The organism is Aeromonas dhakensis (assembly GCF_002285935.1).
Lineage (GTDB): Bacteria > Pseudomonadota > Gammaproteobacteria > Enterobacterales > Aeromonadaceae > Aeromonas > Aeromonas dhakensis.
On sequence record NZ_CP023141.1, the window covers coordinates 2728900 to 2742091 of the forward strand.

Annotated in this window: 9 protein-coding genes; 3 read left to right on the forward strand and 6 right to left on the reverse strand. The window is 58.8% G+C overall.

Going from position 1 to position 13192, the window contains the following annotated elements; all coding sequences use genetic code 11:
• Window positions 1-80: 80 nt before the first annotated feature.
• From CK627_RS12965 to CK627_RS12990, 6 genes are all read right to left on the reverse strand, one after another.
• Window positions 81-1502 (reverse strand): carbon starvation CstA family protein, encoded by a 1422-nt coding sequence (locus CK627_RS12965; protein WP_010633644.1) that lies wholly within the window; start codon window positions 1500-1502, stop codon window positions 81-83.
• A gap of 140 nt (window positions 1503-1642) precedes the next feature.
• Window positions 1643-2347, reverse strand: a complete 705-nt coding sequence (btsR, locus tag CK627_RS12970) for a two-component system response regulator BtsR (protein ID WP_054544677.1) — start codon at window positions 2345-2347, stop codon at window positions 1643-1645.
• A gap of 52 nt (window positions 2348-2399) precedes the next feature.
• A complete protein-coding gene (locus tag CK627_RS12975) occupies window positions 2400-4070 on the reverse strand; it encodes a sensor histidine kinase (RefSeq protein ID WP_005302216.1) in 1671 nt (556 codons plus the stop codon).
• Between the two features lie 353 nt (window positions 4071-4423).
• Window positions 4424-5659 carry a cyclic di-GMP phosphodiesterase gene (locus CK627_RS12980; RefSeq protein ID WP_005302214.1) on the reverse strand — a complete coding sequence of 412 codons (1236 nt, stop codon included), beginning with the start codon at window positions 5657-5659 and terminating at the stop codon, window positions 4424-4426.
• A 109-nt stretch (window positions 5660-5768) separates the two neighbouring features.
• Window positions 5769-8432 carry a bifunctional acetaldehyde-CoA/alcohol dehydrogenase gene (gene adhE, locus CK627_RS12985; RefSeq protein ID WP_017784052.1) on the reverse strand — a complete coding sequence of 888 codons (2664 nt, stop codon included), beginning with the start codon at window positions 8430-8432 and terminating at the stop codon, window positions 5769-5771.
• 295 nt (window positions 8433-8727) lie between these two features.
• Window positions 8728-9360, reverse strand: a complete 633-nt coding sequence (locus tag CK627_RS12990; RefSeq protein ID WP_167385343.1) for a 2OG-Fe dioxygenase family protein — start codon at window positions 9358-9360, stop codon at window positions 8728-8730.
• Window positions 9361-9629: 269 nt separating this feature from the next.
• Here CK627_RS12990 and CK627_RS12995 point away from each other — a divergent pair, with 269 nt between their 5' ends.
• From CK627_RS12995 to oppB, 3 genes are all read left to right on the forward strand, one after another.
• The gene (locus tag CK627_RS12995) at window positions 9630-10265 is read left to right on the forward strand and encodes a YchE family NAAT transporter (protein ID WP_005302204.1); all 636 of its coding nucleotides are present in this window, start codon (window positions 9630-9632) and stop codon (window positions 10263-10265) included.
• Between the two features lie 279 nt (window positions 10266-10544).
• Complete coding sequence (locus CK627_RS13000; RefSeq protein WP_017764221.1) at window positions 10545-12164, forward strand: ABC transporter substrate-binding protein; 1620 nt, start codon at window positions 10545-10547, stop codon at window positions 12162-12164.
• A gap of 97 nt (window positions 12165-12261) precedes the next feature.
• Window positions 12262-13182, forward strand: a complete 921-nt coding sequence (gene oppB, locus CK627_RS13005) for an oligopeptide ABC transporter permease OppB (protein ID WP_005302198.1) — start codon at window positions 12262-12264, stop codon at window positions 13180-13182.
• Window positions 13183-13192: the final 10 nt, after the last annotated feature.

Here is a 13192-nt window from a genome sequence, read left to right on the forward strand (position 1 = left end):
GGAGTATGGCATCAGTGAGGGGAAATTAGCAGCAAAAAAAGGAGCCTTTATGGCTCCTTTTCTGACATGTTTGGCGTGGATCAGCTTTCGCTGGCCTTGCCGATCAGGGCGGGTCTGAACTTCATCAGGAAGGCGACGGTTACCACCAGGGTGCTGGCCAGACCGATGAGGGTGGAGACGCCCATCTCCAGTCCGAACCCGATGGGGGCGTTGGCCAGATAGGTGAACACCACGGCGGTCATGAACATGGCCGGCAGGGTGCAGACCCAGTGCAGCTTGCCCTCTTTGGCGAGGTAGGCGGCGGCGGCCCACAGCATCATCACGGCGGTGGTCTGGTTGGCCCAGCCGAAGTAGCGCCAGATCACCCCGAATTCGGCCTTGGAGATGATGAAACCCAGGATGAACATGGGGATGGCGATCAGCAGTCGCTTGGCCATCGGCTTCTGGGTCAGGTTGAGGAAGTCCGCCACGATGAGGCGGGCACTGCGAAACGCCGTGTCACCGGAGGTGATGGGCAGGATCACCACACCGAGGATGGCCAGGATGCCGCCAACGGTGCCGAGCAGGCTGGTGGAGACCTCGTGCACCACGGCAGAGGGGCCGCCGCTTGCCAGGGTGGCGTTGAGCGCTTCTGTGCTGTCGTAGAAGGAGAGCCCCAGGGTGCACCAGATGAGGGCGATGATCCCTTCACCGATCATGGCTCCGTAGAAGATGAAGCGGCCGGATTTCTCGTTCTGCATGCAGCGCGCCATCAGCGGGGACTGGGTGGCGTGAAAACCGGACACGGCGCCACAGGCGATGGTGATGAACAGCAGCGGCCAGAGCGGCAGCTCGGTCGGGTGCAGGTTGGAGAAGTCCATCCCGGTGTTGTAGAAGCCTTTGCCGGAGACGATGAGGCCGATGATGAGGCCGACCGACATGAACACCAGCAGGGCGCCGAAGATGGGGTAGAAGCGGCCGATGATCTTGTCGATGGGGACTATGGTCGCCAGGATGTAGTAGGCGAAGATGGCCACAATCCAGTAGACCAGGTCGGTGGAGGTGAGGTTGGCCAAGAGGCCCGCCGGGCTCAGCACGAACACCACGCCCACCAGCATCAACAGCACCACGGCAAACAGGTTCATGAAGTGCTTGGCGGCGGTGCCCAGGTGCTCACCGACCACGGTCGGCACAGAGGCACCCTTGGCGCGCACCGACAGCATGCCGGAGAAGTAGTCGTGAACCGCGCCGGCGAAGATGCAGCCGAAGACGATCCAGAGCATGGCGACCGGGCCGTAGAGGGCACCCAGGATGGGGCCGAAGATGGGGCCGACGCCGGCGATGTTGAGCAGCTGCACCAGGTAGACCTTCTTGTCCGACATGGGGACATAGTCCACCCCGTCCGCCATGGTGATGGCGGGGGTTTTCAGCTCGGGTTTTGGCCCGAATATCCGCTCGATGAATTTGCCGTATACGAAGTAGCCGGCTATCAGCAAGCCGACACAGAGGAAGAACCAGATCATTGCTACGCTCCTGCTTTGTTATTTTTTGGTGTGCGCGGCCAGTGTAGGGGCTTGCACTGTTAACGGCAGGTAAAAAGGGGCGAGCGGCCGTATGGCGACCCGAGCGGTTGGCGCTCGTGATCCGGCTCACACCGCGCGGCTCACTCCAGCCCGAGCTGCTCCTTCAACTCCTTCAGGTAGCGGCGGCTGACCGGCACCTGGGCACCGTTCGGGGTCACTATCTCCGCCAGCTGATTCTCCAGCAGCCGGATTTCAAAGATGGCGGTCGGGGCCACCAGATACTGGCGGTGGCAGCGCAGCAGCGGGGTCTTCTCTTCCAGAGATTTGAGGGTGAGCTGGGTGTGAAACAGCTCTCCCTGGCTGGCGACGTGCACGCCGCCGAGATCGGAGAAGGCGTACTCCACCTGTTCGATGGGCAGCAGCCGCACCCGGTTGTGCAGGTAGCCCGGAATGTGGCGAATGGCGGGGGCGATCGCCGTCATGGGCTGCGGGCTGAGATCCTGTCTCAGCCGCGCCAGCGTCTTGGCGAGGCGGGCCGGCTCCACCGGCTTGAGCAGGTAGTCGAAGGCGTTCTCCTCGAACGCCTGGATGGCGTAGTCGTCAAACGCGGTGACGAACACGATGCGGGGCAGGGGATCGAGCATGGCTACCAGCTCCATGCCGCTCAGCTTTGGCATCTGGATGTCGAGAAACACCACGTCGGGTCTGAGCCGCTGAATGAGCGGCAGCGCCTCGATGGCGTTGGCGGCCGTCCCCAGCAGCTCGATATCGGGCTCGGCGGCTAGCTGCTGCATCAGCTCCTCGCGGGCATACGGCTCGTCATCGACGATGAGGGTGCGGATCATGGGGTTCTCCTGCATGGCTGGGGGGCAAAACTGGCGTGGTGTGACGGCCGGATCATGGCGCCTCCCTGGGCAGGGTGACGGAGACCCGGGTCCAGCAGTCGGGCTCGCAGCTGACGCTCAGGCCGTAGCGGTTGCCAAAAGCGCTCTTGAGGCGCCGATCCACCAGGGTCATGCCGAGCCCGTCACCGGCCGGTTTCTCCTGCCAGGTGCCGGCATTGTCTTCGACGTGAATGGTAACCCGATCCGCCGTCTGCTCGGTGTAGAGGCGAATGCGCCCCTGCTCCAGCAGGGTGGAGATGCCGTGCTTGATGGCATTTTCAATCAGCGGCTGCAGGGTGAAGCTCGGCAGCTTGAGGCCGGCGAGGTCGGGCGGGATGTCGTTTTGCACCGTCAGCCGGTCGCCAAAGCGGGCCAGCTCGATCTCCAGATAGGATTGGCAGTGCTCCTGCTCCTCCTGCAGGGTGGCCAGCCCGCTCTGGCGCTTGAGGTTCTTGCGAAAGAACAGGGAGAGGTGGAGCAGCAGCTGGCGCGCCCGCTCGGGCTCGCGCCGGGTGATGGCACTGATGGTGTTGAGGGTGTTGAACAGAAAGTGGGGGTTGATCTGGGCCTGCACCAGCTTGAGTTCGGACTGAACCAGCAGCCGCTGCTGCTGCTCCAGCCGGCCGGTCAGCAGCTGCTGAGAGAGCAGGTTGGCGATCCCTTCTCCCAGGGTGTGGTTGATCTTGAGAAACAGCCGCTTCTTGGGTTCATAGAGCTTGATGGTGCCGATCACCCCCTCGTCGCCGTGCAGCGGGATCACCAGCACAGAGCCGAGCTGGCACTGGGGCGAGATGCTGCAGCGGTAGGGCTGGCTGTTGCCGTCGGCAAACAGCACCTTGTTCTGGGCGATGGCCTGCATGGTGATGGCGGAGGTGATGGGGGTACCCGGCTTGTGGTGATCCTCGCCGATGCCGATGAAGGCGAGGATCTTGTCGGTATCCGTGATGGCGACCGCACCGACCCCGGTCTCCTCCTGCACTATCTGGGCGATGCGGGTGCTGGCCTCGGGGGTAAACCCCTGGCTCATGATCCCCACGGTGCGGTTGGCGATGGTGAGCGCCTTGGCGGAAAAAACCCGGGAGAACTTCTCGTACATCCGCTGCTGGTCGCGGATCATGCTGATGAAGAGGGCCGCACCGCAGGAGTTGGCGAGGATCATGGGGGTGGCGATGGTGCGCACCAGCAGCAGGGATTTGTCGAACGGGCTGGCTACCAGCAGGATGATCACCATCTGCATGATCTCGGCGTAGAGGGTGGTGAAGAAGGCGATGCGCGGCTCGAACAACGCATCCATCTTGCCTGCCCGCATCAGTCGCCAGTGCACCAGTCCGCCCAGCAAGCCTTCGCAGGTGGTGGAGATGGCGCAGGCGAGATCGGTGAACCCCCCCAGGGTATAACGGTGTATCCCGCCGGTCAGTCCCACCAGAAATCCCACCAGCGGGCCTCCCAGCAGTCCCCCCAGCACGGCGCCCACGGCGCGGGTATTGGCGATGGCATCGTCGATATCCAGCCCCACATAGGTACCCAGAATGCAGAAGCAGGAGAAGATGAGGTAAATCAGCACCTTGTGGGGCAGCCTGACCGAATAGTTGGTCAGTGGGCGCAGCAGCGGACTCTTGGAAAAGAGGTAGGCGATGACCAGACTGACGCTCATCTGTTGAAGCAGGGAGAGGACCAACTGCATAAAAAACTTTCCTCAGAGTCCGTGCCGAAAAAAGCGGCAGTCTTGAATAAATGTGATCAGGATCTTGTTCTGTGGGCCATTCTGGCCATAACGCCGGCGAAGTGTGCCAGAAACGCGGAATAAAACCATATCAAATCAGCATGTTAAATTGATATTTGTGTAATTGCCCAAGGATTGATATTGCTGAATTGAGCATGAATGTATCCGTTGGATACGCCACACGGAGGTGGCATGCTCCGCCCGACCAGCAGGTCGGGCGTTTTTTATCCAGTGGACGTGGCAAACCATTTTGAGGGTAATCGGGCAATTATTCAGGTTTGTCCAATGAGTTATCCCCAGCTTCTGGGGATAACTCAGAATGCAAAATAGTAACAGAAGCGTCGGGTCAGGTTGAAAAACAGCCGCTGCCCTTCGTCCAGATCTTCCTGCTTGAGAAAGGATTTGATGGTGCGCTCATCCTCCCGCAGGTCGACCATGGCCACCCCTTCCGGTCGTTGTGCCTTGATGTAGGGCAACACCTTGGGCTTGAGGGGCATGGTGGGTTCGGTGGAGAGCACCAGGGCCACCGAGTCGTCGGAGAGCAGCACCAGCGAGCCTGGCGGGTAGACCCCCAGTACCTTGATCAGCAGCTTGACCAGATCCTGGTCGAATTTCTTTTGTGACAGCTTGTAGAGCTGGCTGATGGCCTGGCTTGGCGCCGCCGGTGTCGCGCTGTTGCGCGGGTGCAGCAGCTCGTCATAGTAATCCACCAACCCGATGATCCGTGCCAGCGGCGGGATCTCGCCCCCCTTGATGCCAAGGGGAAAGCCGCTGCCGTCGAGCCGCTCGTGATGCAGGTGGGCCACCTGGCGGATCTTGGGCTCGAAGGCCTGCAACTGGGTCAGCATCTCCAGTCCGTACTGGGGGTGCATCTTGAGGAAGTTCTGCTCCGACTTGTTGAGTTCCCCCCGCTTCTGGGTGATCTGGGTCGGGATCTTCAGCTCGCCAATGTCGTGCACCAGCCCGGCCAGGCCGGTCTCCTCGATCTCGATGGGAGTCATGCCCAGCTCCCGTGCCATCAACATGGCGATGAAGGCCACGTTCAGGCTGTGCTGCAGCAGGATGTCGGTATGGGGGCTGCGAATGAGGTGCAGCCCGAGGGGGCCCTCGTGGGCACTGATGCGGGCGGCGGCGTTGCGCACTATCTGCGCCGTGTTGGCGAGCCCTTCGTCCGGCTTGAGGTTGAGGGCGCCCAGGGCATCGCGCAGCTCGGACATGGACTGGCCGAAGGCCTTGTCGGCGGCGCGCAGGGAGCGACGAAATGCCTTTTCGTCAAACGGGGGAGGGCCGCTATCCTCCGGCTCTTCGACAACGGAGAGATCGGGGCCTGGGCTCGGAATATCGCCACGCAACAGGGGCTCGAGAGGGAGGTCGCTCTTGTCGGGGTCGACCATCAGCAGATTGAGGTCAAGGTGGCGGATGATGTCGAGTTGCTGTTGATCCTTGATCTTGAAGGCATTGAACATAAAAGGGTGATTGGTCCATCCCGTGGGGAGATGGATATAGTGACCGACCCGCAACTGTTCTATGGATGCCTGTATCAGCGCCATACGCTCGCTCGCATTTCATGAATGCCTATGAACAAGCTAGCAAAATTAAGCAGATAGACAAACAAAAAAGCCCGCGCATGTGCGCGGGCTCTCGAGTCGACTCAGCTTATCAGGCTTTGGACTTCTTCTTGCCTTCTACTTTGGCATCAACCTTGGCGGCAGCTTGGGCCTCCTCGGTGAACGGACGGCCGTAGTAGGTGTCCAGCAGGATGGCTTTCAGCTCGCTGATCAGCGGGTAGCGCGGGTTGGCGCCGGTGCACTGGTCATCGAAGGCTTCCACGGCCAGCTGGTCAACCTTGGCCAGGAAGTCGGCCTCGGCGACGCCGGCTTCACGGATGGAGGCCGGGATACCCAGGGTTGCCTTCAGCTCGTCCAGCCATACCAGCAGCTTCTCGATCTTGGCGGCGGTACGGTCACCGGCGGCGGTCAGACCCAGGTGGTCGGCCACTTCGGCGTAGCGACGACGAGCCTGCGGACGGTCGTACTGGGAGAACGCGGTCTGCTTGGTCGGGTTGTCGTTCGCGTTGTAGCGGATGACGTTGCTGATCAGCAGGGCGTTGGCCAGGCCGTGCGGGATGTGGAACTCGGCACCCAGCTTGTGGGCCATGGAGTGGCACACACCCAGGAAGGCGTTGGCGAACGCGATACCGGCGATGGTGGCCGCGTTGTGTACCTTCTCACGAGCGATCGGGTCGTTGGCACCGTTCAGGTAGCTGGAGGGCAGGTAGTCCTTCAGCAGTTTCAGGGCTTGCAGTGCCTGACCATCGGAGTACTCGTTGGCCAGCACGGAAACATAGGCTTCCATGGCGTGGGTCACGGCGTCGATACCACCGAAGGCGCACAGGGACTTGGGCATGCCCATCACCAGGTTGGCGTCGACGATGGCCATGTTCGGGGTCAGCTCGTAGTCGGCCAGCGGGTATTTCACGCCGGTGGCGTCGTCGGTCACGACCGCAAACGGGGTCACTTCAGAACCGGTACCGGACGTGGTGGTGATGCAGACCAGTTCGGCCTTCACGCCCATTTTCGGGAACTTGTAGATACGCTTGCGGATGTCCATGAAGCGCATGGCCAGATCTTCGAACGCGGTGTTCGGGTGCTCGTACATTACCCACATGATCTTGGCCGCATCCATCGGTGAACCACCGCCCAGGGCGACGATCACGTCCGGCTTGAAGGAGTTGGCCATTTCGGCACCCTTGCGCACCACGGACAGGGTCGGGTCGGCTTCGACTTCGTAGAACACTTCCACTTCCATCTTCAGGCCCTTGAGCAGACGAACCACTTCGTCGGCGTAGCCGTTGTTGAACAGGAAGCGGTCGGTCACGATCATGGCGCGTTTCTTACCTTCCAGGTCGCCCAGGGCGATCGGCAGGGAGCCACGACGGAAGTAGATGGATTTCGGAAGTTTGTGCCACAGCATGTTTTCTGCCCGTTTTGCGACTGTCTTCTTGTTGATCAGGTGCTTGGGACCCACGTTTTCGGAGATGGAGTTGCCACCCCAGGAGCCGCAGCCCAGCGTCAGAGACGGTGCCATCGCGAAGTTGTACAGGTCACCGATACCACCCTGAGTGGTCGGGGTGTTGATCAGAATACGGGCAGTCTTCATCTTGTCGCCGAAGTACTTGATGCGGTCGGCGTTGCGATCCTGGTCGGTATAGAGACCGGAGGTGTGGCCGATACCACCCAGGTTGACCATGTCGCAGGCCATCTCGACGGCTTCTTCGAAGTTCTTGGCACGGAACAGACCCAGGGTCGGGGAGAGCTTCTCGTGAGCGAACTCTTCCTCTTCACAGATCTTCACGCCTTCACCGATCAGGATCTTGGTGTTGGCAGGCACGGTGACGCCAGACATTTCGGCGATCTTGACCGCAGGCTGACCCACGATGTTGGCGTTCATGGCGCCGTTGATCAGGATGACCTTGCGAACCTTGTCGGCTTCTTCCTTGGACAGCACATAACCATTGTGAGTGGCGAAACGCTCTTTCACCTGGTCGTAGACGGAGTCGACCACGATGGCGGCTTGCTCGGAGGCACAGACCACGCCGTTGTCGAAGGTCTTGGACATCAGGATGGAGGCGACGGCACGCTTCACATCGGCGGTTTCGTCGATGACGACCGGTACGTTACCGGCACCTACGCCGATGGCGGGTTTGCCGGAGGAGTAGGCGGCCTTCACCATGCCCGGGCCACCGGTGGCCAGGATCAGGTTGATGTCGTTGTGCTTCATCAGGGCGTTGGAGAGCTCAACAGAGGGTTGGTCAATCCAGCCGATGATGTCTTTCGGGGCACCGGCGGCAATGGCTGCATCCAGTACCAGCTTGGCAGCGGTATTGGTGGAGTTCTTGGCACGGGGGTGCGGGGAGAAGATGATGGCGTTGCGGGTCTTCAGAGAGATCAGGGACTTGAAGATCGCGGTGGAGGTCGGGTTGGTGGTCGGTACGATACCGCAGATGATGCCTACCGGCTCGGCGATGGTGATGGTACCCATCTCGTCATCTTCGCTGAGGATGCCGCAGGTCTTCTCTTCTTTGTACTTGTTGTAGATGTATTCGGAGGCGAAGTGGTTCTTGATAACCTTGTCTTCGATGATGCCCATACCGGACTCTTCCACGGCCATCTGGGCCAGGGGGATACGGGCGTTGTTGGCGGCCAGGGCGGCGGCACGGAAGATCTTGTCTACCTGCTCTTGCGAGAAGCTGGCGAATTCACGCTGCGCTTCTTTGACGCGGGCAACCAGTGCATCCAGTTCAGCCAAATTGGTTACTGCCATGTTTATCTCCTGATGATTTGAAAACTGTTTAGTAAGACCTTGGCAATGCCCGGCAATTATAGATGCCCTGTCAAGAACAGAATCACCACAACGGGGTATTTACATGCCTTACTAAATCGCTTTCTGAGTCGATTATAGAGCGGGGCTGACTCAGAAAAACTTGATCTGGATCATGTGTAACAAAAGAACAAAAGAAATTTTGTTTCACAATACATGTTTGCCAGATGTTGCGCAGATGTTTAGTGGGCCAGAGGCGGGATGAATGGTGCGTGAACAGGGGTCCACGCACCATTTTTCAAGCAGTTAGCACGATCACGTCCCAATGTCCCCGGTCCGGGCCCAGGGGCAGAATGGGGGCGGCATTGTGATAGAAACGGCGATCATCCAGGATCAGATACTCACCGACGTTTAATTGTTGTTGGAAAAATGGTTGTTCTTTTAATCCATGATAGAGCTGCAAGGCGCCGCCGCTGACCCCTTCACTGCCGCAGAAGAAGACCCCGATGAAGTCAAAGCCATCCTGGTGCACCCCCTCCGGTGCGGGCGGGACGCTCTCTCCTTCGCCGGTGACGATGCGCATCTGGTGAATGCCGATGGCCTGACCGTCTTCCAGCCGGGTGTGGCGGGCGAACAGTTTCAGCAGTTGTATAAAGGAGGGGTGAGCGACGAAGGCAGGCTCCAGCTCGGCATAGGTTCTGGGCACATCCCCCAGAAACTTGTTGATGGCGGCCGCCTGAAAGAAGACGCCGTTGTCGAGGGACTGAAAGCGGGAGCCTTCTTTCTCCACCCGGCCGTAGCGGCGCTGGCGAAAGCTGCCCTGAATGTAGGGATCAACCGGCAGTCGCCCGAAGAAGCTAAGCAATGGGTTCAGGGTGCCTGCGGGCAGTGCATCCAGGTGCCACTGCAACTTGATGTCCGTATCAATCATCACGAAATCCTTGTTTGCTGAGATGAAATGTTGCGGCCAAACTCCATGGCCAGATAAAACTCGAAGCGATTTTATCAGAGTGTTAAATCGCGACAATCTTTATTAACAACTCAATCTGTCGAATTTTGTCGATGCATTAGAGGAACTAACTGAAAAGCCACGGAAAGGGTGAGATTATTTGATTGGTGAAGGTTTCGGGCATGATGTAAATTTACGCTCGGTTTATCGGGGTGGCCCACAGGGCCTCGTACTACTTCTGGATGGCGCCTATGGCAGCGATTGACGTCTCTTTATATCTGAAGTTTTTCATCGGTTTGTTTGCGATCATCAACCCGCTCGGCTTGCTGCCGGTGTTCGTCAGCCTGACCAGCCATCAGACGCCGGAAGAGCGGATGAAGACCAACACCACCGCCAACATTGCGGTGATGATCATCCTGCTGGTCTCCATGTCCATGGGGCAACTGATCCTGGACGGGTTCGGCATCTCGCTGGCCTCCTTTCGCATCGCCGGCGGCTCGCTCATCACCCTGATCGCCTGGTCCATGCTGCAGGGCAAGCTGGGGGAGGTGAAGCACAACAAACAGGAGAAAGGGGAACTGGCCGCGCGGGAATCTGTCGCTGTGGTGCCGCTGGCGCTGCCGTTGATGGCGGGCCCCGGTGCCATCTCCTCTTCCATCGTCTACGCCAGCCAGAGCACCTGGTCCCAGATGCTGGGCATGTCGCTGGTGGTGATGGTGTTTGCCTTCTGCTCCTGGTTGATATTCCGCGCCGCCCCCCTGCTGTTCAAGGTGATGGGCAACACCGGCATCAACGTGGTGACCCGGATCATGGGTCTCATCATGATGTCGCTGGGTATCGAGATCATGGTGGCGGGGATCAAGGGGGTCTTCCCCGGATTGATGTGATTCAGGTCTGTTTTGTTGGAGCCGGTCCTTGTGACCGGCTTTTTATTGTTTCTTTTTTGTTGGTCATTTCCTAGAATCGAGCGGGTTTGTATAAAAAACGTCCATTACGGGATATTTAAATTCTGAATAATTGGTCAAAAGCTGCTTTTTTGACCATAAAGTCCAGTCCTGCCTGACGATATCTATTGCATTATCAGAAATGTCAGGGAATTATGCTGGCAGCGGGGTACTTATCTCGTTGATGGAAAAATGCATGGAATGTTCTTGTGGAGTATGGAAATGACTCATAAAAAAACAATGATTAATACCCTATTGGTGGCAGCTCTGTTTGGCGGTGTCAACGCGGCACAAGCCGCCGATGTGCCCGCAGGTACCAAGCTGGCTGAGGTTCAGCAGCTGGTGAAAGGCAACGGCTCCGAGCCCGCAACTCTCGACCCGCATAAAACCGAAGGAACGGTTGAATCCAATATTCTGCGTGACCTGTTCGAAGGTCTCGTCTCCTCCGGCCCCAAGGGGGAAGTGCTCCCCGCCATGGCCGAGTCCTGGGAAACCAAGGACAACAAACACTTCGTCTTCCACCTGCGTAAAAACGCCAAGTGGTCCAACGGTGATCCGGTCACTGCCCACGACTTCGAATATGCCTTCAAACGGGCCGTCGATCCGAAAACCGCCTCTCCCTACTCCTGGTATCTGGAGATCCCGACCATCGTCAACGCCTCCGACATCATTGCCGGCAAAAAGCCGTCAGATACGCTGGGCGTGAAGGCGGTGGACGACTACACCTTCGAGGTGCAGCTGGAGAAGGCGGTGCCTTACTTTGTCAGCATGCTCTCCCACACCACCACCTACCCGGTGCCGAAGAAGGTGATCGAGAAGTTCGGTGACAAGTGGACCCAGCCCGGCAACATGGTATCCAACGGCGCCTATGTGCTGAAGGATTGGGTGGTCAACGAGCGCGTCGACGTCGAGCGCAACAAAAACTACTGGAACGACGCCAAGACCGTCATCAACAAGGTGACCTATCTGCCGATCCAGTCCACCAACGCCGAGCTGAACCGTTACCTGGCCGGCGAAGTGGATCTCACCTACAACATGCCCATCGAGCGTTTCAAGCAGATGAAGAAGGATCTGCCGAACGAGGTGAAGGTGAGCGGCTACGTCGGTACCTACTACTACCAGTACAACTTCAAGAAGAAGCCGTTTGATGACGTGCGGGTGCGTACCGCGCTCTCCTACGCCATCGACCGCAACGTGATCGCCGACAAGGTGATGGGCAAGGGGGAAACTCCGGGCTACACCCTGGTCCCTGATTTCGTGGACGGCTTCAAGCCGGTGGCGCCGGCCTGGTCCAAGCTGACCCAGGCAGAGCGCGATGCCAAGGCGAAAGAGCTGCTGACCGAAGCCGGTTTCGGCCCGGGCAAGCCGCTCAAGTTCGAGCTGCTCTACAACACCGACGACAACCACAAGAAGGTGGCGGTTGCCGTGGCCTCCATGTGGAAGAAGCTGGGCGTGCAGGTAAGCCTGGTCAACCAGGAGTGGAAAACCTATCTGGAGACCAAGAAACAGGGTCAGTTTGACGTGGGCCGTGCCGGCTGGATCGCCGACTACAACGAAGCCTCCTCCATGCTGGATCTGATGCAGACCACCCACGGCAACAACGACGGCAAATACTCCAACCTGGCGTTCGACAAGTTGATGAACGAGTCGCGCAACCAGGTGGATGCCGAGGCGCGCAACAAGCTCTACGTCCAGGCTGAAGAGATCCTGGCCAAGGACATGCCGATCGCCCCCATCTATCAGTACGTGACTTCCCGTATGGTCAAGCCCTACGTGGGCGGCTATCCGGCCAACCCGCTGGACAACCTGTACAGCAAAGACATGTACATCATCGCCCACTGATTTTCGTTACAAGTCGCATAACAAGCAGGGCCCGCCAGACGGCGGGCCTTTATTACAACCGCGACCCTTTGGAAGCAGTACAGGACAGGAATTGTCTATGTTGAAATTCATTTTTAAACGTCTACTGGAAGCGATCCCGACTCTACTGGTCTTGATCACCGTCTCCTTCTTCATGATGCGTTTCGCGCCGGGTAACCCCTTCAGCAGCGAACGCACCCTGCCACCCGAAGTGATGGCCAACATCGAAGCCAAATATGGCCTCGACAAGCCGATCGGGGTGCAATATCTCACCTATCTGGGCAACCTGGTGCAGGGGGATCTCGGTCCTTCCTTCAAGTACAAGGACTTCACCGTCAATGATCTGGTGAGCCAGGCACTGCCGGTTTCCGCCAAGATAGGTTCCTTCGCCTTTCTGTTTGCGGTGACGCTGGGGGTCACCTTCGGCACCATTGCCGCCCTCAAACAGAATACCGTCATCGACTATCTGTTGATGTCGTCGGCCATGGCCGGGGTGGTGATCCCGGGCTTTGTGCTGGCGCCCCTGCTGGTGCTGTTTTTCAGTATCCATCTGGGCTGGTTCCCAGCCGGTGGCTGGCAGGGTGGTGGCGTGCAGTTCATGGTGCTGCCGGTGTTCGGCATGATGATGTATTACATCTCCGCCATCTCGCGGATCATGCGGGGCAGCATGATCGAGACCATGAACTCCAACTTCATCCGTACCGCCCGTGCCAAGGGACTGCCGCTGCGCCACATCATCCTGAAACACGCGCTGCGCCCGGCCATGCTGCCGGTGGTCTCCTACCTGGGCCCGGCCTTCGTCGGCATCATCACGGGTTCCGTGGTGATCGAGACCATCTTCGGTCTGCCGGGGATTGGCCAGCTGTTCGTCAACGGTGCCCTCAACCGTGATTACTCCATGGTACTCGGTCTGACCATTCTGGTCGGTGCCCTCACCATCACCTTTAACGCCGTGGTCGATATTCTCTATGCCTTTATCGATCCCAAGATCCGTTACTAAGCCGGGAGTA